This window comes from Mycobacterium tuberculosis complex sp. N0072, from assembly GCF_030323725.1.
Classification (GTDB): Bacteria; Actinomycetota; Actinomycetes; order Mycobacteriales; family Mycobacteriaceae; genus Mycobacterium; species Mycobacterium tuberculosis.
The window spans coordinates 826,567-848,635 of the sequence record NZ_CP040689.1 but is presented as its reverse complement, the minus strand read 5'-3'; the positions used below and the strand labels follow the sequence as shown (position 1 = coordinate 848,635).

Genomic DNA, 22,069 nt, shown 5'->3' with positions numbered 1-22,069 from the left:
CTCAGATGACGACCATCGCCTTCCTAGGTTTGGGCAACATGGGTGCGCCGATGTCGGCGAATCTGGTTGGTGCGGGCCACGTCGTGCGTGGATTCGACCCGGCACCCACGGCGGCGTCCGGCGCCGCCGCGCACGGTGTCGCGGTGTTTCGTAGCGCGCCCGAAGCGGTGGCCGAGGCCGACGTGGTCATCACCATGCTGCCCACCGGCGAGGTGGTCCGGCGCTGCTACACCGACGTGCTGGCCGCCGCGCGTCCGGCAACGCTGTTCATCGACAGCTCCACGATCTCGGTCACCGATGCCCGTGAGGTGCACGCGCTGGCCGAATCGCACGGCATGCTCCAACTGGATGCGCCGGTCTCCGGCGGGGTGAAGGGCGCCGCCGCCGCGACGCTGGCATTCATGGTCGGCGGCGACGAGTCCACGCTACGGCGGGCACGCCCGGTACTAGAGCCCATGGCGGGCAAGATCATTCACTGCGGCGCCGCCGGTGCCGGACAGGCCGCCAAGGTGTGCAACAACATGGTGCTGGCGGTGCAGCAGATCGCGATCGCCGAGGCGTTCGTGCTGGCCGAGAAGCTCGGGCTGTCCGCACAATCGTTGTTCGACGTCATCACCGGCGCGACCGGCAATTGCTGGGCGGTGCACACCAATTGCCCGGTGCCGGGCCCGGTGCCCACCTCACCGGCCAACAACGACTTCAAGCCCGGGTTTTCGACCGCGTTGATGAACAAGGACCTGGGCCTGGCGATGGATGCGGTGGCCGCCACCGGTGCGACGGCCCCGCTGGGCAGCCACGCCGCCGACATCTACGCCAAATTCGCCGCCGACCACGCCGACCTGGACTTCAGCGCGGTGATCCACACGTTGCGCGCGCGAGCAGACGCATAAGCGCCCATTTCGACACGAAATTGGGCGCTTATGCGTCTGCTCGCCCTCAGAGGTCGCCGGCACACCCATCAGCCCTCGGCGGCGTCTTTCGGGTCCGACAGCCCCGGCAGGTAGGGGGCAAGGCCTTGCGTGTACCAGCCCAGCGGCTGGTTGCGCCACTGCGTTGGAATGTCCGGCAGCGTGAAGTCGTTCTCGTAGGCCGAGCATCCGACACTGCGGCCGATATCCAATGCCAGATCGGCCAACTTGCTCAGCTCGACCCCGGTGCCCATCGGCATGATGTGGATGACGCAGTCGCCCACTATGGCCCGCACTTGCCCTAGATAGTTTAGTCCCACACCTTCGGCTGGTAGGGCGGAAACGGCACCGGATCCGGAGGCGGCTCCTGAGGTTTGGGGCCGAATCCGATAGCCCGGTAGCCTGGTGTACCAGACGAACGACCAGGCGCACGTGGAGTCGAAAGAACAACCGTGTGGTGCGCAAACACGCGTTCCACTGGCGCTACGACAGCACCGAGGAACTGGAGTTGCTCAACCAGCTGTGGCAGCTGGTGTCGCTGCGTCTGAACTTTTTCACCCCGACGAAGAAGGCCCTTGGCTTTCGGCCGTAGCTGCTCGAATTGACGCGAGGACGGTGAATCGTCTGGCGCAGCGGTTTGTCCGGTCGCCGACTGTACTTGAGGACCGCTCGCTAGAGCGGCGGGCGAATGTGGCGCACCGAGGCAAACCGGGCGAAATCCCTGTCCAGGCTCACCACGGCGCAGTGATGCCCCACTGCTATGGCCGCGAGTACCGCGTCAGGTATCAAGTCGCCCGATGCGTCGGCCTCGTCGCAGAGTTTTCGCAGCAGCACCAGGTGTCTGGGACCGGGGTTCGTCGGAAGGTGATGGGGCTGGGCGGTGACGGCTTCGACGAATGCGAATGCCTCTGCTCGCGGTGACGGAATCTCGAAGATGCGTCGATTCGTTGCCAGCCGGAGGAACGACGCCCATACCAGGTTCGGCACTGTGAAGGGGTCGTCAGCCGCGAGCAGTCGATCGAACCAGGGGCGGACGGTTCGGTGATTCGGGTGGTCACCGCGGTGTGCAGCCAGCAGCACGTTGGCGTCGAGAAGGAACATTGCCGTTCTGCGCCTATTGGGGGTTACTTCCGGGAGTTCAGTTCCAGGCCCTCGTCGAGCACTTCGGACAACGCTCTATTCGAGGTCAGGTCGATGCCTCGCCGCGGACCGGTGCCGCCGTCGAAAACCGGGACGGTCGGGCGGGCGCCGCCGACGTGGGCGGCGGCGAACTCCCGCCGAAGGGCGTCCTCGATCACAGCGCCCAGCGATTGACCACGCTCGCGGGCCCGGCGTTTGGCGGCAGCGAGTATTTCATCGGAGATTGACACCGTGGTGCGCATGATGCACACGGTAACGCATCAACAGCATCGTCTGCGGTCGAGCGGCCGAAGCGATGCTGTCAACGCCGCGCGCGGTCGCAGGCCCGCCGGCTACATCAAGCCGTTCAGCCCGTTCTCACCGAGCAGCAGCCCGCCGGCGCCGCCGGCGCCGCTGGGGCCGGGTGCACCCCCGGATTTCCCGGCGTTACCGCTGTTACCGCCGTTGCCGCCGTTGCCGCCGTTGCCGATCAGCACGGCGCTGCCGCCGACGCCGCCCTTGCCGCCGATGTGGAAAGCACCGGACAAACCGGTGGCGCCGCCGGCGCCGCCGTCACCTCCGAGACCGAACGCTCCGGACTTGCCGCCGGCCCCGCCGTCCCCGCCGGTGGCGGCGCCGGTGGCGGAGGCGCCGGCCCCGCCGGCCCCGCCGGAGCCGACGAGCAAACCCGCGTCGCCGCCGGCCCCGCCGGCCCCGCCGTTGCCAGAGTTGCTGAACCCGCCGCTCCCGCCGGCGCCGCCGGAGCCGAAGAGCAAGCCTCCGGCGCCGCCGATGCCGCCGACCACGCCGGCGGCGGTCAGGCTGGAACCGCCGCTGCCGCCGGCCCCGCCGGAGGCGCCGAGGGAGAGCAAGCCGGCGTCGCCGCCGGCCCCGCCGGCCCCTCCGGAAACTCCGGCGGCGGTGCTATGGCTGCCGGCGCCGCCGGTGCCGCCGGCGCCGAACAGCCCGCCGTTGCCGCCCGCCCCGCCGGCGCCGCCGGCGAGGGTGCTTCCCCCGCCGGCCCCGCCGGTCCCGCCGGCGCCGAACAGCCCGCCGTTCCCACCTGCCCCGCCGATCCCGCCAGCCCCAGCGGGGCTGCCAAACCCACCGGGCCCGCCGGCTCCCCCGTTGGCGAACAGCCCGCCGTTACCGCCGGCCCCGCCATTGCCACCGACCGCGCCGGCACCACCGGCCCCGCCGGCCCCGGCGGCGCCCAAGAGCGCACCGGCGTTGCCGCCGGCCCCGCCATTGCCACCGACCGCGCCGGCACCACCGCTTCCGCCGGCCCCGCCGGAGCCGAAGAGCAAGGCGGCTCCGCCGGCCCCGCCAATCCCGCCGAGGCCGGTGGCGCCGGGCCCGCCGCTGCCCCCGGTGCCGCCGGTGCCGAACAAGATCCCGCCGGCCCCGCCGGCCCCGCCGGCCCCGCCGTTGACGCCGCCGATCGTTCCCTGCCCGCCGTTTCCGCCGTTGCCGAACAACCAGCCGCCGGCTCCGCCGTCAGCCCCGGTCCCCGGAGTGCCGTTGGCGCCGTTGCCGATCAGCGGACGCCCGGTGAGCGTCTGGAAGGGGTCGTTCACCATATTGATCACGTCCTGCTGCAGGGTGTGCAGGGGCGAGGTGCTGGCGGGGGCCGTAAAGCCGTCCAGGCCCAACAGCACCCCCCCGGTACCGCCGATGCCGGCCTTGCCCAGGGTCGCGCCGGTCCCGCCGCTGCCGCCGTTGCCGCCGTTGCCGATCAACACGCCGGTGCCGCCGGCCCCGCCGGGCCCACCGTCCCCGCCGCCGGTGCTCGCGCCGCCGTTGCCGCCGTTGCCGCCGTTGCCGATCAGCCCGGGGGCCCCGCCGGCCCCGCCGGCGGCGCCGTCCCCGACGCTTCTACTAATGCCGCCGGCGCCGCCGGAGCCGCCGGAGCCGAAGAGCATGCCGGCGTCGCCGCCGGCCCCCCCTTTCCCCCCGCTGGGGAGGCCAAACCCGCCGGAGCCGCCGGCCCCGCCGGCGCCGCCGGAGCCACCGGAGCCGAAGAACATGCCGGCGTCGCCGCCGGCTCCGCCGGCCCCGCCGAATCCGCCGCTGCGACTAGCGCCGCCGGTCCCGCCGGCCCCGCCATCACCAGTGGCGAGCGTCCCGGCGTTGCCGCCGGCCCCGCCGGCCCCGCCAGTGAGGTTGCCCGACCCGCCGCTGCCGCCTTCCCCTCCGGCGCCAAACAGCCCGCCCGCCCCGCCGGGCCCGCCGGCCCCACCGGTGCCAGCCAGAACGGCGGTTCCGAATCCGCCGGCCCCGCCGGTGCCGCCGGCACCGAACAACCCTCCGGCCCCGCCGGCCCCGCCGTCCCCGCCGTCCCCGCCTGCCCCGCCGGCCCCGCCGACGCCGCCGGTGGTGAACAGCCCGCCGGCCCCGCCGGCCCCGCCTGCCCCGCCGGTGGCACCGCCGTTCGAGAATCCGCCGACGCCGCCGACCCCGGCGGCGCCGAACAGCATGCCGGCGTTTCCGCCGGCCCCGCCCGCCCCACCGGCCCCGCCGGCGACGTCGGTGGAGGCCCCGCCGGCCCCGCCGGCCCCGCCGGCGCCGAACAGCATGGCGTTCCCGCCGGCCCCGCCGGCCCCGCCGACCTCGCCAGCGCCGAAGGCGTTTCCGCCGGCCCCGCCGGCCCCGCCGCTGCCGAACAGCCCGCCGGCCCCGCCGTTACCGCCGGCCCCAGCGCCGGGGGCGCCAGACCCGCCGGCGCCGCCGTTGCCGATCAACCACCCGCCGGGCCCGCCGTTGGCTCCGGTCCCGGGGGCGCCGTTGGCGCCGTTGCCGATCAGCGGGCGCCCGGTGGCCGCCACGAATTGCGCGTTGATCGGGGCCAGCAGCGGCGACACGGCGGCGGCCTCGGCGGCCGCATACGCGCCTCCGCCGGCGCTCAGGGCCTGCACGAACTGGGCGTAAAACGCCGCCGCCTGTGCGCTCGCCGCCTGGTAGGCCTGGCCTTGGGCACCGAACAACGCCGCAATCGCTGTCGACACCTCATCGGCACCCGCGGTCAACAATCCCGTCGTGTTGACGGCCGCCGCCGCATTAGCCGAGCTAATCGCCGACCCGATCCCCGCCAAATCCGCTGCCGCCGCCACCACCAGCTCCGGCGAAACCATCACCCATGACATCGCATGCCTCCCAACCCCTCACGGCCTGGTGCCCGACTACCAGCGACACACCCGTACGGGTAGGAATTAATTGCAGAAATCAACGATATCGCGATCCGGCACCGCATGCAGCGCTTCCACACGTTTCGCAGGCGCCAGCTGCTGGACGGCTCACGGGTCGCGGCGGCGTTGCCGACAAACGGGCGGCGGTGCCGGGCACAGGGCGCGCCGCGAAACCCGCACCGCCCGGATAGCCGTCGTCACGACGACCCGCGACGGGCCTCTGACAAAGCGCTCGAGCGCCGGGGATCTTCGCCGAGATACCTGGCGCGGCGGCCCCCATTTTGGCGGCCCGCTCCGCAGCCGATCTGCATCACCGGCGAGTGGTTGACGCCCGGAAGCCATGCCGTGCCGCCCGGCTACGGCAACCCGTTGAGCCCGTTTTGGCCCAGCAGCAACCCGCCGGCGCCGCCGGTTCCGGGGCTGCCGGCGTTGGCGCCGGTGCCGCCGTTGCCGCCGTTGCCGCCGGTGCCGATCAGCCCGGCGCTGCCGCCGACGCCACCGGCCCCGCCGGTGTCGCCGACGCTTAAGGCTGCGCCGCCTTCGCCGCCGGCGCCGCCGCTACCCCATAACTGACCGCCGGTGCCGCCGTTCCCACCGGCGCCCCCGTTAGCGTTACCGCCGATTCCGCCGATGCCCCCGGCCCCGCCGAAGCCCAGCCAGCCGGCATTGCCGCCGGCCCCACCGACCCCACCGGCGGTGCCGAACCCGCCGAACCCGCCGGCCCCGCCGCTGGACAACAGCAGCCCGGCGTTGCCACCGGCCCCGCCGTCCCCACCGAGGAAACCAAATCCGCCGGCGCCGCCGGCGCCGCCGCTGCCGAACAGCAGCCCTGCGCTACCGCCGGCCCCGCCGTCCCCACCGGTGTCCAGGTTTTCGCCGTCACCGCCGGCTCCGCCGGCGCCGCCCGGCCCGGCGAGCATTCCGGCATTCCCGCCGGCCCCGCCAACCCCGCCGTCGCCATTAGTGCTGAGCCCGCCGGTCCCGCCGTGACCTCCGCCGGCACCGATCAGCCCGGCCAGCAGTCCGCCGGTCCCGCCGGCCCCACCGGCCCCGCCGTCGCCACCAACAAGGCCGGTTCCACCGGCCCCGCCGGCCCCACCGGCGCCCCACAGCCCACCGACCCCGCCTCCCCCGCCGGTGCCGCCGAGTACGGTGCTGGCTCCGCCGATCCCGCCGGCCCCGCCGGGCGCGCCCGAGCCCGCCGCGCCGGACCCGCCGGCCCCGCCGTCGCCGAGCAGCCACCCACCGGGGGCCCCGGTGGCCCCGCTGCCGACCGCCCCGGGGGTGCCGTTGCCGATCAGCGGTCGCCCGGTCAGTGTCTGGGTCGGCGCGTTGATCGCGGCCAGCGCCTGTTGTTTCAGGGTGTGCAGCGGAGAGGCGCTGGCCGGGGCGTTGAAGCCGTCGGCGCCCAGCAGCAGCCCACTGATCCCACCCGCGCCGGTATCACCCGCGGTCGGTCCGGTTCCGCCGATGCCGGCGTTGCCGCCGTTGCCGATCAGCACCCCGTCGCCGCCGGCCCCGCCGGTACCGCCGGTCACGGCGCCTTGCCCACCGGCGCCGCCGGCCCCGCCGTTACCGATCAGCAACCCGGCCTTGCCGCCGGCCCCGCCGACACCCCCGTCACCGGTTTCGCCGAACCCGCCGGCCCCGCCGACCCCACCGGAGCCCAACCAGCCGGCGTCACCGCCGGCACCGCCGGCTCCCCCGTCGGTATCGCCGAACCCGCCGGTCCCCCCGGATCCGGCGTTGCCGAACAGCACACCGGCGTTGCCGCCGGCCCCACCGGCCCCACCGTCACCACCTAGGCCGGCTCCGCCGGATCCACCGGTGCCGCCGGCACCGAACAGCAGCCCGGCGTTGCCGCCAGCCCCACCGACCCCACCGTCGTTGAGAAAGCCACGTCCGCCGGTCCCGCCGGCCCCGCCCGGCCCGGCCAGCAGCCCACCGGCTCCGCCAGCTCCCCCGACCCCACCGGTGACGGCGCCGAGCCCGCCGGCGCCGCCGTGCCCGCCAGCACCCAACAGCCCGCCGGCCCCACCAACCCCGCCGGCCCCACCGGCGCCGGCCCCGAGCCCGCCGACCCCGCCGACCCCACCGGTGCCCAACAACCAGCCACCTGACCCACCGGCACCCCCGGCCCCGCCATCACCTACCGTGGAACTCCCGCCGGCCCCACCAGCCCCGCCGGTGCCGAACAACCCGGCGGCCCCGCCGGCCCCGCCGGGCAGGCCCGAGCCAGCGGCGGCGGACCCGCCGGCCCCACCATTACCGAGCAACCACCCGCCCGGCGCACCATTGGCCCCCGTGCCCGGGGCCCCGTTGGCGCCGTTGCCGATCAACGGGCGCCCCGTGAGCGCGACACTTTGCGCATTGACGGCGGCCAGCAGGTCCTGCTGCACGCTCTGCGCCGGGTTGGCCAGCACCGCCGCGCCGGCGGCCTCCGCGCTGGCGTAGGCCCCCGCACCCGCGCTCAACGCCTCCACGAACTGGGCGTGAACCGCCGCCGCCTGCGCACTGGCCACCTGATAGGCCCGGCCGTGGGCGGAAAACAACGCCGCGATCGCCGCCGACACCTCATCCTGGGCCGCGGCCACGATGCCCGTCGTCGTAGCCGCCGCGGCCGCATCGGCCGCGCCCAGCACCGAGCCCAGAGCGGCCAGATCCGTTGCCGCCGACCCCAACACCTCCGGCATCGCCAGCACGAACGACATGTGCCACCTCCCACCCGAGTCAGCGGGCCAGCGCCCACGACACCCCCGATGACCATAGACACTGATTCTGATGACAAGTACACCGCATCGTCGAAGACGACGACCCCGTTTTTGCCGAACACCGGCGGGGTCTGTGCCGCCGCGCGCGGCGCCGCGGCACATCGGGTTGCAAGGCCTGGTGCGCGTAATCGCGCTGCGGTGAGCGTGACTGGTCACCCACCTGCGCCGCGGGGCCGGTGCAAACCGCGTTCGACGAAACCGGCTCCACCCGGATAGCCGTCATACACAAAGACACTTGGGCAGCCCGTCCGGCCCGAGCACCGCGGACAGGCCGCCGATGTCGGCGGTCGCAGCCGGCCACCAACGGCAGCAGCCCGATCGCCGCATGCGCGGCGACGTCCAACGATCCAGGAATCCGCGGCGCATCAATACCGATGCGGCCCAATGCTTCCGCCGTGACCGTGTGGATCACCGCCGTAGTCGGCAGCACCTGGCATGTTGGGCCTGGCGATGGAAGCGGTGGCCTCGACCGGTGCGGCGGCCCCACTGGGCAGCCACGCCGCCCAGATCTACGCCAAGTTCGCCGCCGATCACGCCGACTTGGACTTCAGCGCAGTGATCGAGACGCTGCGCGGCAGCTAGCTCACTGCCACCTGTCGGCCGCGGAACTGGGGCCCTCGCTCTAGCGTCAGCCGGTGCGATCACGCTCCGCAACGATGTTGTGTTTTTTGGGTTTACTAGCCAGCATTGGGACATGGAGACTCTGCTGAAGACGAGTGAGGCCGCGCAGATACTCGGGGTATCGCGGCAGCATGTCGTCAACATGTGTGACCGCGGCGAGATGGTGTGCGTGCACGTCGGCAGCCATCGGCGGGTGCCCAGTAGCGAAGTCGAGCGCGTCACGAGCCGCCGGTTGACCCGCGAGGAGGAAAGGTCGCTGTGGCTGCATCGCGCCCTGCTGAGCCCGCTGTTGACCGAACCGGATACGGTCGTCTCCGCCGCACGAGAGAACTTGCGTCGCTGGTCGGGTATGCATCGTCGGGACGGCATGGCGGGGTGGTATTTCACGAAGTGGCAGCGTGTCCTTAACGACGGCCTCGACGCGGTCATGCACGTATTGACCAGCCCTTCGGAGGACGCTCGGGAGATGCGGCAGAACTCCCCGTTCGCGGGCATACTGCCGGAGGCGACGAGGGTCGCGGTGCTGCGGTCGTTCAAGGATCACTGGGATCGCGAGCACGAGCGGGCCATGACGGAATGACGCGTCAGCAACTTGCACATCTCCTCCGCCGCGCCTGTGCTGTTGTGGGCGATGTGGACGTGCTGGTACTCGGGTCGCAGTCGATCCTGGGGTCATTTGATGAAAACGAACTACCGCCGCAGGCCACCGCCTCCCAGGAGGCCGACATCGCGTTTGTCAACGACCCGGCGCGGGACAAAGCGGATCATGTCGACGTGGCAATCGGCGAGATGTCCGATTTTCACCGCAGCAATGGCGTTTATGCCGAGGGCGTACATATCGACACCGCGATCCTGCCTAACGGGTGGCGGGACCGGCTGGTCAGTTGGACCGTCGAATCCTCGCGCCCGGCGAAACCACGCTTTCTGGAACCGCACGACCTCGCGGTGGCGAAACTTGCCGCCGGACGCGAGAAGGACAAAGCTTTCGTGGCCGCCCTCATCCGAAGCGGCCTGCTCGACGTGGGTGTGATCCAGGCTCGGGTTTTGCTGCTGCCGGAGGAAACCGACCCGCGTATCGGTCAACGCATTGCGGCCTGGCTGAACTACTACGGTGCGGGCAACCACTCCTCCTAGCACCTGTCGCGCCGCCAGCATTGCATGCCGCGGATGTCGCGGCTGCTCGACGTGTTGGTCGCCCGGAAGTGGATGCGATGTGCAGCAGGCTGCCACCGGTATTCGGCATGGGTCAACTGCCCGCCTTCCAGTCGTCCTGTCCCAGGTATCCGTTCGTTGATGTTGGGCCAGCAGGGCCCTGGAGGGCTCGGTGGCGCGTGGGCTCGTAGGGAGCGTTGGTCTGCCAGCAGCGCCAGATGACGTGGAGCCCGGCGGGCTGCGGGCCGCCGCCTACGTCAACCCATCCAGGCCGAGCAGCAGCCCCCCGGCGCCGCCGGTACCACCGACACCCGGCGGGACCCCAAGCCCGCCCTTACCGCCGTTACCGCCGTTGCCGATCAGCCCAGCGCGCCGCCGGACGCGCCGGGGCCGCCGGCGCCGCCGTTGCCGAACAACAATCCGCCGGCCCCGCCGGCGGCCCCGGTCCCCGGCGCCCCGTCGGCGCCGTTACCGATCAGCGGGCGCCCCAACGCCGCCAGGAAGGGCGCGTTGATCGCGTCGAGCAGCGGACTGGTTATGGACGCGGCGCTGGCGGCCTCGGCGGCCGCATACGAGCCCGCGCCCGCGGTCAAGGCCTGCACAAACTGGATATGAAACGTCGCCGCCTGCGCGCTGAGCGCCTGATAGGCCTGGCCGTGCGCCCCAAAAGCCGCCGCGATGGCCACCGACACCTGATCGGCGCCCGCGGCCAGCACCGCCGTCGTGTTGGCCGCGGCCGCGGCGTTGGCCGCCCCGATCGTCGAACCGATGCTTGCCAAATCCGTGGCCGCTGCCGCGATGGCCTCCGGCGCCGCGATCACAAACGATATGTGACACCTCCCAAGAGGTCATGGCCCAATAAGCCAGGACAACCCGGGCGAGATGCCCAGGTCTTCCAGCGACTCATGGACAGAAGCGCATTGCACCGTCCAACGGGCAGCGAAATCCCAGGTTTTCCGGCTCTACTGACTGATCCGTGGGTGTTTGGTTCTGCCCGGTAGGGCGGGGCGGCGGCCGCCGAGGGCGAGCATGGCCAAGGCGATGAGTGCTTCGGGGGAGCGGAATCCGAACGCGATCCGGGTTAGGAGTCGGATCTTGGTGTTGGTGGATTCGATCAGTCCTTGCCATAGGCCGTGGTCAAGGGCGGCGTCGATGGCTTGGCGGTGTCGCACGATGCCGCCGGCCAGCTCCACGAAGACGGGGATGCGGCAGCGCCGCGCCCAGGAGATCCACCGATCCAGTGCCTGCTTGCCTTCTTCGCCTTTGACCGAAAACACCTGGCGTAGGCCACCGTCCGCTTATCAACACCCAGCAGTTCACGCCACAACCTCGCATTGCGCACGTCGTTGCTCGCTCCCCTTGGTTTCGGACCTTTGACAAACCAGCAACCTTAAGCTACAACGACGTGCGCCTACTCAGACCAAGGTTCCACCCACGGAAGGGTCAGAAGAGCCCGAAATTGGGCGCTTATGCGTCTGCTCGCCCTCAGAGGTCGCCGGCACACCCATCAGCCCTCGGCGGCGTCTTTCGGGTCCGACAGCCCCGGCAGGTAGGGGGCAAGGCCCTGCGTGTACCAGCCCAGCGGCTGGTTGCGCCACTGCGTTGGAATATCCGGCAGCGTGAAGTCGTTCTCGTAGGCCGAGCATCCGACACTGCGGCCGATATCCAATGCCACATCGGCCAACTTGCTCAGCTCGACCCTGGTGCCCATCGGCATGATCTCGATGTAACAGTTGCCCACGATGGCCCGCACATGCCCCAGATAGCCGAGCACGAACACGAATTCTCCGGGCCGCTGACCGGTAATCTCGTATGCCTCCGGGTTGGGTGTCCGTAGATCCAGCCCAGCCGGACACTCCAGCCGCATCATGTCCCGAACCCCTTCGGCCTCACGTTCGCCGTCCGCCACCTGGCAGATCGAAACCGTGACGGTGCGGGTGTATCCCGTTTCTCGGTCGCCCCAGCTGCACCACAGCGAGTTGTCCCAGAACTCTTCGGCGGTTTCCGAGGTGGGTCTGGTGTTCTTCGGCAGCATGGCGCTGATCTGAAAGTACGGCTCCAGCTTCTCCGCGATGAGATCCCGGCGCCCTGTATAGCTTCGCGGTGGCCCGGTCACGCCATCACCTTCCCTTAGTTCCCAACCGACGCATCACGTCGTCTGCGGGAAGGCCGTAATGATCTTCCCGTCGCGTGCCGAAATAATGACGCGGGTTGTGAAAACGTATCTGCCGTCTGGCAACGACATTCTCCGGTATACGGCGAACGTGTCGTTGTCTTGGTTGTACTCCACTCGCTCCGGGTAGGCCAGTGTGGCACCGATTGCGTAATCGGCGAGATAGCGCCAATTGCCTGCACTCGGCCATCGTGCATCCGCAATATCGTGCCATTGGCGTCCATGCTTGGCCTGAATGTGCAGCAGCCCGTACTTGTCATTGCCGCAGTACAACACGGAGTCTCCGGCCGGTAGCGAGCGGAATCTCGCGCTCATCGGCGCGTGATGGAACGTCCTGACGACCTTGTCCGGGTCTTGGCCACGCGCCCGGCACGCCGCCCACACCTTCGGCTGGTAGGGCGGAAATGGCACTGGATCCGGAGGCGGCTCCTGGGGTTTGGGGCCAAATCCCACAGCCTGATAGGACGAAGCCAGGGATCGCAACCGCGCCGCGCCGGCCTGGGATTCCGCGGCGGTTGCTGCCAGCACTCGCGTGATGTCGTGTGCTTTGGTGGCGAGAAACCGGGAGAAGTTACGGGCACCGGCCGGGGTGTCAAGGCCCAGCGCGCGCTGATGGGCCACCGCGTTCTCGATCTCGGCTCCAATGGCGCCAAGCCGGCGGCGACCGCACACCAGGCTGTCATAGGCCTGGCGCAGCTTGGGGACGACGGCCCGATCGGTCTCCGCGGATACCCCAATGTGCTGTGTCAGCGCCACTTCACGCGCGCGCGCCGCGTCAGCACCAAGGCCTGTCTCGTCGGGCACGCCGAGACTGTAATCCGACATCACGGCCAACAGCACTTCACACCGGGCGTGGCCACCACGCCGATCAAGATGTGGGCCTGGCCATGGAAGCGGTGGCCTCGACCGGTGCGGCGGCGCCGCTAGGTGGCCACCCCGCCGAAATCTACGCCAGATTCGCCGCCGACCACGGCGCCCTGGACCGCAGCGCGGTGATCCACACGTTGCGCGGCAGCCGAATTCGCGGGTTCACCGCACCGTGCGGCCCAAAAATGCCGCCAGCTGATCGGCGGGCGGGCGCTCACGCGGGCAAGGCTTCTCGTCCGCGAAGGGCTTTCCCGGCCCGCGGAACTGCGGCCCCACCAAGGCACGCGCGGCGGCGAGCCGCTCGACGGCCAACTCGGGATCAAGATCGGTGGATTGGCCGGTGGCGGCGGCAAGATCCCACGCGTGGGTCAGCACATCGGTGGTGCGTAACCCGATGAACACCTGCCCGGGAACCTCGCCCAACGGCAGCTTGAATGTGGCGGACATCCCGCCCGGCGCCGCGAAGATCTCGTGGGCGACCGCGGCCGCGGCTTGGTGGGCGGCAACGAGGCCATCGGGCCGGGCGGGTGGCTCGATGGGGCTGGCCGCCCATCGCCCGACCTGCTCGTTGCCGCCGACGACGTGCTCGATCAGATCGTTGATCGTCCACTCCGAGCAGGGCGTGGGGCCGCCGAGCTGGTCAGCGCGGACGTTGGCCAGGAGCGCGGCGAACGCGTCCTGAGCGCGCTGGTGAGCCATCAGTGGGTCCACTGTCCTGCCTTTCGCGGTTGAATTGGTGTCCGCCGCATTTCACCATCATGCGTGCCCATGACGTTTTTGGATAGCGCAGCGCGGGCACGTCCTGCTAACAGCTTGTCCTGAAATCGTTGACCACGCAGTGGGTTTCGGGGCAGTCCGGTTAGCTGCCCGCCGCCGGATACCGCCGAGCCCCGCCATTGCCCAGCAGCAAGCCGGCCGGCCTCGGCGGTCGCATACGAGCCCGCGCCCGCGTCAAGGCCCGCACAAACTGGTCATGGAATGTCGCCGGCTGCGCGCCAAGCCGGGCGCGAGCAGACGCATAAGCGCCCATTTCGGCACGACATTGGGCGCTTATGCGTCTGCCCGCCCTCAAAAGTCGCCGGCGTTGCGCCGCAACGTTTCGACGGCCGACACCAGCGCCTGCGATTCCTCGGCGCCCATCCCAACGTTGGCGAACACCTGCTCGTTGAGGGTGACGGTGGCGTCCTCGACCGTGGAGCGACCCAGCTCGGTGATCTGCACCAGTGTGGTCCGCCCGTCGGTGGGGTGCGGAACCCGCCGCACCAATCCATCGGCCTCCAGCCGGCGGATCGCGTGGGTGACGCTGGTCACGTGAACCTGCAATCGGTCCGACGCTTTGGTGATCGGTAGCGCTCCGATACGGCTGAACGCCAGCAGCCGCAGCAGCTCGAAGCGGGAGAAACTCAGGTCATAGGGGCGCAGCGCCGTCTCGACGCGGGCCAGCAGAATCTGATGCGCACGCATCACCGACGTCACCGCCACCATGCCTAGCGACACATCACCCCACCCGGAACGCTCCCAGTTGGCCCGTGCTGCGGCGATGGGGTCGCGATTATCTGAGGCCACGCCCCTTCTTATCGCACATGCGTCGACGCGGGCCAACCTTACGGAATTCAGCTTGCCGTTGCTGCGGCGCATTTCTGACCGAGGAAAGTGCCGCCACCGGAGGCCGCCGCCGCGACCCCGAACCCGGCCCCGCTGCGGCTGTACCCGTCGGCCACCGTGGCAGCGGAGAACTCGTGTTTGGCCAGCACCACGGTGATCGACGACTGAAGATGCGCGGCATCATGCAGCCCACTCCGAGCAGGTGGTCGACGCCCGACCACCTGGTGCTTGTAGGGCGTGCCAATAGCAGGGCGCCAGGTGCCTAAAGCTCAGTCTTAGAGCGAACGCTGCAGCAGAACCTGGCCGGTATCGGCGGCAACCACTTGCACGGCGGCGATCTGGTCAACCGGTGTCGAAATGCTGCCGGCGGGTGTCGCGGTGTGACCGGGTTCGGCCAACCAAGTCGCCAGCCGTGTCTGGCTGCCGTCACGACCCACCACAACCATGGCCAGCGTGTCGTGGGAAGCATACGGCGGCGCCAGGCAGACGCACCGCAGGTTGATGAACGTCCCCCAAGGCTCGCCGCTGATCGACACCGTGGACGCCAACAGCTGCGTGCCGACCTGGGCCATCGGCAGCGCCGACACGGCCGCCCGCTGCGGTGCCGCGGAGTGGCCCTGCACACCGACTAGCACACCGATCGCCAGCACCGCGGCAGCGGCGGACGAGGCCACCCAGGTGATCAGCCGGGTACGGCGCCGACGCCTGTGCACCGCCGCCAGCAACGACGGCAACAACTCCGGCGACAGCCCCGAAGCCACCACAGTCGGGGCGGATTCGCTAATCGCGGCCACTTCGTCACGATCGAGCTGGGACAGCAGGGCGGGCACCCCGCAGAGTTCGGTGACGGCCCCCCGGCATTCGGGGCAACCGGCCAGGTGCGCTTCGAATTCGCGGCGGTCGGCCGCAGACAATGCTCCCAACACGTAAGCTGCATCCCACATCGCGTAGTGGTGATCATCACCCGTCGACACCTCGCGCACACCGGTGTCATCGGGCGGGCCAAGTCCTCGTAGCGGCATCGTCATGTCATCTCTCTCCTGTCACCCTCACGTATCCGGAGCCGGCAGCCATGCGAATGGGCTCTGCCGTCATCGAGTAACTCCCAGTTCCTGCAGAGTGAGCCGCAACGCGCGCACGGCGTAGTGCAATCGCGACTTCACCGTTCCTTCGGCAATTCCGAGGTCGGTGGCAATCTGTGCGGTCGACCATCCGCGGTAGTAGGACCGCTGGATCACGGCCCTATGCTCGGCGGACAGTTGGGCCAGCGCATCGGCGATCAGCAGCCGATCCAGTGCGGCGTTCACCTCGTCCGGCGTCGACTGCTCGGGTGTGCCCGATTGGTCGGTCGAACCGACCACATTGCGGAACCGGGCGCTGCGCCGCTCGTCGATGATCATGTTGCGCGCGACGGTGAACAACCACGCCCTTGCCGGCCGCGCGGTGTCGCCGATCACCTCCGGATGCTGCCACGCCCGCAACAGCGTCTCTTGGACGACGTCTTCGGCTTGGGCCGCATCCCCGGTCAAGCGCAGCGCGTAACGCCACAACACGGCGGCATGCTCGTCGTAGAGCGCCCTCATCAACGCGGCTTCAGCGGCCGCGGCGCCCGACACACGAGCCACGCGATCACCTCCCGCTTACTGACACGAGTCGAGTAAGAGTTTGGTTCACCACTGCCCGCGCCGGCAGCCGCGCTAACCGAGCGTCAGAATTCGGGGCCCGTCGTCGGTTACCGCCACGGTGTGTTCCCAGTGTGCCGCACGTGACCCATCGGCGGTCGTGACCGTCCATTTGTCGTCGAGCACCACCGTTTTGGTGGTACCGAGGGTCAGCATCGGTTCGATGGCCAGCACCGAGCCGGCAGCCAGCAGCGGACCGCGCCCCGGCGCACCCTCGTTCGGCAAGAACGGATCCATATGCATCTGGCGGCCGATGCCGTGGCCCCCGTAACCGGCGACGATCCCGAACGAGCGTCCATAACGGAGCTCGGCGGCACGGGTACCCGTTTCGATGGCATGCGCGACGTCGGTCAACCGATTGCCGACCACCATCGCGGCGATGCCGGCCTGAAGCGATTCCCTTGTCGCCTCCGACAGCGCTTCGTCGGCGTCGCTCAGGGCGCCAACCCCGAAAGTGATCGCCGCATCGCCATGCCAACCGTCCAGCACCGCACCGCAGTCGATGGATACCAGATCACCGGGCGCGAGCACCTCGGCGGTCGACGGGATGCCATGAACCACCCGGTCGTTGATCGACGCGCAGATCGAGGCCGGGTAGCCGTGATAGCCCAGAAACGACGGGGTGGCGCCGGATTCGCGGATCACCGACTCGGCGATCTCGTCGAGACTCAGGCTGGATGTGCCGGGAGCCGCTGCCGCACGGATCGCCCGCAGCGCGGCGGCAACGACGGCGCCCGCCGCGGCCATCGCGTCGAGTTCGCCGGCACTGCGCTGCGGCACGACCCTGCGACCCCGCAGCCGTGCCAGTGGGCGCATGACTACTTTCCCAGAGCCCGCAACGCACGGGCGAACACCTCGTCCATGGTGCCGACGGCGTCGACGGTCTTCAATTGGTCGCGGTAGTACTCCAGCAGCGGCGCGGTCTCGTCGCGGTAGACCTTCATCCGGTTGAGGATGACGTCGTCGGTGTCGTCGGCGCGGCCACGCCCCTTGAGTCGCTCCAACAACACCTCCTCGGACACACGAAACTCCAGCACCGCGTCGATGTCGGTCCCCCGGCGTTCGAGCATCTCGTGAAGCGCCTTGGCCTGCTCGACCGAGCGTGGATAGCCATCCAAGATGAATCCGTTGGCCGCGTCCGGATTGTTCAGCCGGTCGTCGACGAGTTCATTGGTCAAGTCGGACGGCACCAAGTCACCGGCATCCAAGTAGCGTTTGGCTTCCACGCCGAGCTTGGTGCCCTCTTCGATGTTGCGCCGGAAGAGTTCGCCGGTGGAGATCTGCGGGATCCCGAGCTTCTCGGCCAGCTTCACCGCCTGCGTCCCCTTGCCCGCCCCGGGCGGTCCCAGCAACAAAACTCTCACTTGAGGAACCCTTCGTAGTTGCGCTGCATGAGCTGACTCTCGATCTGCTTGACCGTATCCAAACCGACACCGATCATGATCAGCACCGCGGTACCCCCAAAGGGCAGGTTCTGCACGGTTCCACCGGCGCCGATCTGGAGGAACAGGTTGGGCAGCACGGCGATCACGCCGAGGTAAATCGAGCCCGGCAAGGTAATCCGGCTCAGCACATAGCGCAGATAGTCTGCGGTCGGACGGCCCGGCCGAATTCCCGGAATGAAGCCGCCGAACTTCTTCATCTCGTCGGCACGTTCGTCGGGGTTGAAGGTGATCGACACGTAGAAGTAGGTGAAGAAGATGATGAGGCCGAAGTAGATGCCGATGTAGACCAGGTTGCTCGGGTCGGACAGGTACGTGCCGACGAATTTGTCCCACCAGCTGTTTCCCACGACACCGCTGCCGCTGCGAATCAGCTGGGTGATCAGGTGCGGAATGTAGATCAGCGACGACGCGAAGATAACCGGGATAACGCCGGCCTGGTTGACCTTGAGCGGCAGATAAGTCGAAGTCCCGCCATACATCCGCCGGCCCACCATGCGCTTGGCGTATTGCACTGGAATCCGGCGCTGACCCTGTTCGACGAACACCACACCGACGATGATGATCAACGCGGCCGCGCAGACCGCGGTGAAGACGACTCCACCGCGGCTTTCCAGGATGCTTTGACCTTCGGCCGGGATGCGGGCAGCGATGCCAACGAAGATCAGCAGCGACATGCCGTTGCCGATGCCGCGTTCGGTGATCAACTCGCCCATCCACATCACCAACGCGGCGCCGCCCGTCATCACGAGCACGATGACGACCAGTGTGAAAATGCTCTGGTCGGCGATGATGTCCAGCGAGCAACCTTGTAGCAACCCGCCGTTGGCAGCCAACGCCACGATGCTGGTGGCTTGAAGGATAGCCAACGCGATCGCTAGGTAACGGGTGTACTGGGTCATCTTCGACTGACCCGCCTGGCCTTCCTTCCGGAGTTCCTCGAACCTCGGGATGACCACGGTGAGCAGCTGCACGATGATGCTGGCGGTGATGTAGGGCATCACCCCCACCGCGAACACCGTGAGCTTTAATAACGCACCGCCGGAGAACAGGTTGATCAGGGAATAGATCTGTCCGGCTTCGCCCGCGCTGGCTTCTTTGATGCACTGCTGCACGTTCGGAAAATTGACACCGGGGGACGGCAGCGCGGCACCGACACGGTAGAGAATGACGATGCCCAGCGTGAAGAGGATCTTTCGTCTCAAGTCGACTGTTCGCAGCGACGAGATGAAAGCCGAAAGCACTCTATCCTCCTGCGCAGCCCGGGGTCATCTTGCATCACGCGCCCAACACCCGCAGGCCAGGACGTACGGCGTCGCGCGCCAAATCGTGTAAGAGACTAACAGCTGGTATGGACTGGCCCGTTCCGGGCCGCCACGGTGCGAGCTATCGAAGGGGTTACAGATGACGCAAACGGGCAGTGCCCGCTTTGAGGGCGATTCGTGGGACTTGGCGTCCAGTGTGGGTTTGACGGCCACCATGGTGGCGGCGGCCCGAGCGGTAGCCGGCCGGGCTCCCGGCGCGCTGGTCAACGACCAGTTCGCGGAACCGCTGGTCCGCGCGGTCGGCGTCGACTTCTTCGTACGCATGGCCAGTGGCGAACTGGATCCCGACGAGCTAGCCGAAGACGAGGCCAACGGCCTGCGGCGGTTCGCCGACGCGATGGCCATTCGCACTCACTACTTCGACAACTTCTTTCTGGATGCCACCCGAGCCGGGATTCGGCAGGCCGTCATCTTGGCTTCCGGCCTGGATTCCCGCGCCTACCGGCTGCGCTGGCCAGCCGGCACCATCGTCTTCGAAGTCGATCAGCCGCAGGTGATCGACTTCAAGACCACGACGCTGGCCGGCCTGGGTGCGGCACCCACGACCGACCGGCGCACCGTGGCGGTCGATTTGCGCGACGACTGGCCCACCGCCCTGCAAAAAGCCGGCTTTGACAACGCGCAGCGGACCGCCTGGATCGCCGAGGGGCTGCTGGGCTATCTGTCCGCCGAGGCGCAGGACCGGCTGCTTGACCAGATCACCGCCCAGAGCGTACCGGGCAGCCAGTTCGCCACCGAAGTCCTGCGCGACATCAATCGGCTCAACGAAGAAGAACTGCGGGGACGCATGCGGCGCCTGGCGGAGCGGTTCAGGCGCCATGGCCTCGACCTCGACATGTCGGGCCTGGTGTATTTCGGCGACCGCACGGACGCGCGGACCTATCTGGCCGACCACGGCTGGCGAACCGCCAGCGCGAGCACCACCGACTTGCTGGCTGAACACGGACTGCCGCCGATCGACGGCGACGACGCCCCGTTCGGCGAGGTGATCTATGTCTCCGCCGAACTGAAGCAGAAACACCAAGACACACGCTGATTAAGCCAGTTGGGATCCGGCGGCAGCGTTGGCGCCGCGGATTCGCCGCCGATCGGCCTGGCGACCGCCTGCCAGACCGAACCGGATGCTACCGGCCGGCACTTCCCGGCTGGGCGGGTTGGGCCGCGGGCGCGCGGGCGACCATCGGCACGGCCGGGAACGCCCAGGCCATCTCCGAGCGCGACTTGCGCAATGCCGCGGTTCCGTAACCCTTTTTTCGATGATCGGGGTGAATCCAGATCCGGACGTCCACCTCGCCGTGGACAAGCTCGCCGAACACCATCCCGACCTTGACGCCGGAATCAACAGCCACGAACCAAGCCGCCTCCTCGTCGTCGACGCGCTTCTGTGCGGCTCGGATCTCGTCGTCGACGCTGCCGGCGGGTCCCCCGGATCCATCGCCGGCGGCGCCCATTTCTTCGGTTCGTCGAGCGAAGATGTCGCGGTCCTCATCTGGGGAGAACGGCCGCAGCTCCAGGCCCTCACCAGAGCTGGCTGGACGCTCCTTGACGGTGAAGCTCAGCTGTTTGTTCAGGTCGTCGAGCTCGGCGATGATCTTTGTGCGCGCATCCTGGGTGAGCTGATCGAAAGACATGCTCATCACCGCTTCGGCGGCCAAGTGCGAGGTGCCCAGCAAGTTCACGATCGCCTCGACGGCGGCGGCCTTGTTGGCGGCCTCCACGATGGCGTCTGCGACCTCATGCCGACGTTCCAGCGCGGCGAGCAGGGCATCGGCGATCTCTCGACGGGCCGCGGTCTGGTCGTGATCTGTCATTGCATAAGCGTAGAACGACACACCAGTTCTTGCGCCATGCATCTTGGTCCACCGTCAGGCCAACTTCGAGCCGCTGAGCGCCAGGAACCGGCGATAGCGTTCCTTGGTCGGCCCCGCCCAGTCGGCACTGGGTTCGACAATGCGGTCGGTTGAGGCCCACCGGGCAGCGTCGGCGATCGACGATTCCAATCCGGCCGCCAAGCGGCCGAGGAAAGCCGCTCCCAGTGCCGCCCCTTCGGCCACCCTGGACACCTCCACCGGCCGGCCGGTCGCGTCGGCGATAGCCTGCATCCAAGGCTGTATCCGGGTGCCGCCGCCTGCCGCCACGATGCGCGCCACCGGCGCCCCGCTTAGCTCGATGAGCTGGCGCACGACGAAGCCCGACGCCTCGTAGGCGGCCCGCCGCACCGATGCGGCGTCCTGGGAGAGATCCACACCGTCGAGCACGGCCCGGCGATCGGGCTCATGGAACGGGGTGCGCTCGCCGCGTATATAGGGCAGCCACACCGGCACCCGCCGCGGATCGGCTAGCGCTGGATCGCCCGGTCCAATAACACGATCCACCCAGTTGAGGAACAACCCACCAGCGTTGCTGGCCCCTCCGATCTGGCTCTTGCCCGGTGCCGTATGCGGGATGGTCCACAAACCCGGCACTTGACGAGCCGCGGAGATGGTGGTCCACACGATCAAGGTGGCGCCGCATAGCACCAACACGTCGCCGTCGCGGTCGGCGCCGGCCACGATCTGTTCGCACAGGGCATCGACGGCACCGACCGCCAGCACCGCGCCGGTGCCGCGCACCTGCCCCACTCCCACTCCGAACGTCTCCACCCGCGGCATCCGGTCAACGGTCACACCGCAGTCGGCGCAAGCGGTCGCGTTCCATCCCGTCCCGTCGAACAACGGGAGAGTCGTGACGGCCGTGGCATAGTCGATGACCGCTTCGCCCGACAAGGCGTAATTGGCCACCGCCGGCGCCGGCCAGTACCCGGACGCATCCGGCGCTTGGCCGGCCGTCCAGCGCAGAAACTCGGCGGTCTCACCCACCGACGGCACCGACTGCGCCCGTGCCACCGAGGCGTTCGGTACCCGACCCCTGGCGTCGCCGTACAGCAGCCCGGGTGTGATCGGCCGGCCAGCGGGATCGACAGCGGTCAGCGATGGCACCATCGCGGCAACGGCCAGTGCCCGGGTGTCGGGTCCGACCAGCCGGTCCAGTGCTGCCAATGGTCCCCGCCGCCACGCTTCGTCGGCGTCGTGCTCCAGCCGGTCGGGGGCCGGCACCGCCAGCTGGTGGCCAATCCGTACCCGCGCCGTCACCCGACCGTTGTCGTCGGCGGCCACCGCTTTGACGGCGGTGGTGCCGATATCGATGCCGATTGTGACGTCGTCGCGTGACACGGGCGCC

The 22,069-nt window shown here is 69.3% G+C and carries 22 protein-coding genes and 6 pseudogenes; 7 read left to right on the top strand and 21 right to left on the bottom strand.

Annotated features, from left to right (window positions below; all coding sequences use genetic code 11):
* Positions 1 to 5: 5 nt before the first annotated feature.
* Positions 6 to 890 (top strand): 3-hydroxyisobutyrate dehydrogenase, encoded by an 885-nt coding sequence (gene mmsB / locus FF952_RS03995; RefSeq protein ID WP_003403844.1) that lies wholly within the window; start codon positions 6 to 8, stop codon positions 888 to 890.
* 68 nt (positions 891 to 958) lie between these two features.
* On the opposite strand, the gene FF952_RS03990 is transcribed toward mmsB, so the two are convergent.
* Positions 959 to 1,204 carry a DUF7956 family protein gene (locus FF952_RS03990; RefSeq protein WP_003403841.1) on the bottom strand — a complete coding sequence of 82 codons (246 nt, stop codon included), beginning with the start codon at positions 1,202 to 1,204 and terminating at the stop codon, positions 959 to 961.
* 158 nt (positions 1,205 to 1,362) lie between these two features.
* On the opposite strand from FF952_RS03990, the gene FF952_RS03985 reads away from it, so the two are divergent.
* A complete protein-coding gene (locus tag FF952_RS03985) occupies positions 1,363 to 1,500 on the top strand; it encodes a hypothetical protein (protein WP_003403839.1) in 138 nt (45 codons plus the stop codon).
* 80 nt (positions 1,501 to 1,580) lie between these two features.
* On the opposite strand, the gene FF952_RS03980 is transcribed toward FF952_RS03985, so the two are convergent.
* From FF952_RS03980 to FF952_RS03960, 5 genes and pseudogenes are all read right to left on the bottom strand, one after another.
* Complete coding sequence (locus FF952_RS03980; protein WP_003903160.1) at positions 1,581 to 2,009, bottom strand: type II toxin-antitoxin system VapC family toxin; 429 nt, start codon at positions 2,007 to 2,009, stop codon at positions 1,581 to 1,583.
* A gap of 23 nt (positions 2,010 to 2,032) precedes the next feature.
* A complete protein-coding gene (locus tag FF952_RS03975; protein WP_003403834.1) occupies positions 2,033 to 2,290 on the bottom strand; it encodes a ribbon-helix-helix protein, CopG family in 258 nt (85 codons plus the stop codon).
* Between the two features lie 90 nt (positions 2,291 to 2,380).
* A complete protein-coding gene (locus FF952_RS03970) occupies positions 2,381 to 5,170 on the bottom strand; it encodes a PE family protein (RefSeq protein WP_031653738.1) in 2,790 nt (929 codons plus the stop codon).
* A gap of 398 nt (positions 5,171 to 5,568) precedes the next feature.
* Positions 5,569 to 7,923 (bottom strand): PE family protein, encoded by a 2,355-nt coding sequence (locus tag FF952_RS03965; protein ID WP_031653735.1) that lies wholly within the window; start codon positions 7,921 to 7,923, stop codon positions 5,569 to 5,571.
* 227 nt (positions 7,924 to 8,150) lie between these two features.
* Positions 8,151 to 8,410 (bottom strand): annotated as a pseudogene (locus FF952_RS03960) (Zn-binding domain-containing protein); the annotation flags it as partial.
* A gap of 11 nt (positions 8,411 to 8,421) precedes the next feature.
* Here FF952_RS03960 and FF952_RS03955 point away from each other — a divergent pair.
* The 3 genes and pseudogenes from FF952_RS03955 to FF952_RS03945 form a co-directional block, all read left to right on the top strand.
* Positions 8,422 to 8,565 (top strand): annotated as a pseudogene (locus FF952_RS03955) (3-hydroxyisobutyryl-CoA hydrolase); the annotation flags it as partial.
* A 112-nt stretch (positions 8,566 to 8,677) separates the two neighbouring features.
* Complete coding sequence (locus tag FF952_RS03950) at positions 8,678 to 9,184, top strand: helix-turn-helix domain-containing protein (protein ID WP_003403827.1); 507 nt, start codon at positions 8,678 to 8,680, stop codon at positions 9,182 to 9,184.
* Complete coding sequence (locus FF952_RS03945) at positions 9,181 to 9,738, top strand: DUF6036 family nucleotidyltransferase (protein WP_003403820.1); 558 nt, start codon at positions 9,181 to 9,183, stop codon at positions 9,736 to 9,738. Before FF952_RS03950 ends, FF952_RS03945 begins: the two co-directional genes overlap by 4 nt.
* A 270-nt stretch (positions 9,739 to 10,008) precedes the next feature.
* Here the strand turns inward: FF952_RS03945 and FF952_RS03940 are convergent.
* The 4 genes and pseudogenes from FF952_RS03940 to FF952_RS03925 form a co-directional block, all read right to left on the bottom strand.
* A pseudogene (locus tag FF952_RS03940) lies at positions 10,009 to 10,586 on the bottom strand (PE family protein).
* A gap of 132 nt (positions 10,587 to 10,718) precedes the next feature.
* Positions 10,719 to 11,042: pseudogene (locus tag FF952_RS03935) on the bottom strand (transposase); the annotation flags it as partial.
* A gap of 221 nt (positions 11,043 to 11,263) precedes the next feature.
* Positions 11,264 to 11,818, bottom strand: a complete 555-nt coding sequence (locus FF952_RS03930) for a DUF7956 family protein (protein WP_465249759.1) — start codon at positions 11,816 to 11,818, stop codon at positions 11,264 to 11,266.
* An 87-nt stretch (positions 11,819 to 11,905) separates the two neighbouring features.
* Positions 11,906 to 12,714: pseudogene (locus FF952_RS03925) on the bottom strand (DUF4226 domain-containing protein).
* 81 nt (positions 12,715 to 12,795) lie between these two features.
* Here FF952_RS03925 and FF952_RS03920 point away from each other — a divergent pair.
* Positions 12,796 to 12,939: pseudogene (locus FF952_RS03920) on the top strand (3-hydroxyisobutyrate dehydrogenase); the annotation flags it as partial.
* A gap of 19 nt (positions 12,940 to 12,958) precedes the next feature.
* Here the strand turns inward: FF952_RS03920 and FF952_RS03915 are convergent.
* From FF952_RS03915 to secY, 9 genes are all read right to left on the bottom strand, one after another.
* Complete coding sequence (locus FF952_RS03915) at positions 12,959 to 13,507, bottom strand: TIGR03086 family metal-binding protein (protein WP_003403741.1); 549 nt, start codon at positions 13,505 to 13,507, stop codon at positions 12,959 to 12,961.
* Between the two features lie 148 nt (positions 13,508 to 13,655).
* Positions 13,656 to 13,868 (bottom strand): PE domain-containing protein, encoded by a 213-nt coding sequence (locus tag FF952_RS03910; RefSeq protein WP_003907471.1) that lies wholly within the window; start codon positions 13,866 to 13,868, stop codon positions 13,656 to 13,658.
* Positions 13,865 to 14,362, bottom strand: a complete 498-nt coding sequence (locus FF952_RS03905) for a MarR family transcriptional regulator (RefSeq protein WP_003403738.1) — start codon at positions 14,360 to 14,362, stop codon at positions 13,865 to 13,867. The genes FF952_RS03910 and FF952_RS03905 overlap by 4 nt, the downstream gene beginning before the upstream one ends.
* A 47-nt stretch (positions 14,363 to 14,409) precedes the next feature.
* On the bottom strand, positions 14,410 to 14,622 hold the full coding sequence (locus tag FF952_RS03900) for a thiamine pyrophosphate-binding protein (RefSeq protein WP_003898567.1): 213 nt from the start codon (positions 14,620 to 14,622) through the stop codon (positions 14,410 to 14,412).
* A 54-nt stretch (positions 14,623 to 14,676) separates the two neighbouring features.
* Positions 14,677 to 15,429, bottom strand: coding sequence for an anti-sigma-L factor RslA (gene rslA, locus FF952_RS03895; RefSeq protein ID WP_003403733.1), 753 nt, complete (start codon positions 15,427 to 15,429; stop codon positions 14,677 to 14,679).
* A gap of 63 nt (positions 15,430 to 15,492) precedes the next feature.
* The gene (gene sigL / locus FF952_RS03890) at positions 15,493 to 16,026 is read right to left on the bottom strand and encodes a sigma-70 family RNA polymerase sigma factor SigL (protein WP_003403731.1); all 534 of its coding nucleotides are present in this window, start codon (positions 16,024 to 16,026) and stop codon (positions 15,493 to 15,495) included.
* Between the two features lie 72 nt (positions 16,027 to 16,098).
* Complete coding sequence (gene map / locus FF952_RS03885; RefSeq protein WP_003403728.1) at positions 16,099 to 16,899, bottom strand: type I methionyl aminopeptidase; 801 nt, start codon at positions 16,897 to 16,899, stop codon at positions 16,099 to 16,101.
* A gap of 2 nt (positions 16,900 to 16,901) precedes the next feature.
* Positions 16,902 to 17,447 carry an adenylate kinase gene (locus tag FF952_RS03880; RefSeq protein ID WP_003403726.1) on the bottom strand — a complete coding sequence of 182 codons (546 nt, stop codon included), beginning with the start codon at positions 17,445 to 17,447 and terminating at the stop codon, positions 16,902 to 16,904.
* Positions 17,444 to 18,769, bottom strand: a complete 1,326-nt coding sequence (gene secY, locus FF952_RS03875; protein ID WP_003403723.1) for a preprotein translocase subunit SecY — start codon at positions 18,767 to 18,769, stop codon at positions 17,444 to 17,446. The genes FF952_RS03880 and secY overlap by 4 nt, the downstream gene beginning before the upstream one ends.
* Before the next feature lie 160 nt (positions 18,770 to 18,929).
* Here secY and FF952_RS03870 point away from each other — a divergent pair, with 160 nt between their 5' ends.
* Positions 18,930 to 19,886, top strand: coding sequence for a class I SAM-dependent methyltransferase (locus FF952_RS03870; RefSeq protein WP_003403717.1), 957 nt, complete (start codon positions 18,930 to 18,932; stop codon positions 19,884 to 19,886).
* 88 nt (positions 19,887 to 19,974) lie between these two features.
* On the opposite strand, the gene FF952_RS03865 is transcribed toward FF952_RS03870, so the two are convergent.
* Both FF952_RS03865 and FF952_RS03860 read right to left on the bottom strand, forming a co-directional pair.
* Positions 19,975 to 20,661: a GNAT family N-acetyltransferase gene (locus FF952_RS03865; protein ID WP_009935961.1), complete on the bottom strand. Its 687-nt coding sequence runs from the start codon at positions 20,659 to 20,661 to the stop codon at positions 19,975 to 19,977.
* A gap of 54 nt (positions 20,662 to 20,715) precedes the next feature.
* A complete protein-coding gene (locus FF952_RS03860; RefSeq protein ID WP_003403701.1) occupies positions 20,716 to 22,062 on the bottom strand; it encodes a xylulokinase in 1,347 nt (448 codons plus the stop codon).
* Positions 22,063 to 22,069: the final 7 nt, after the last annotated feature.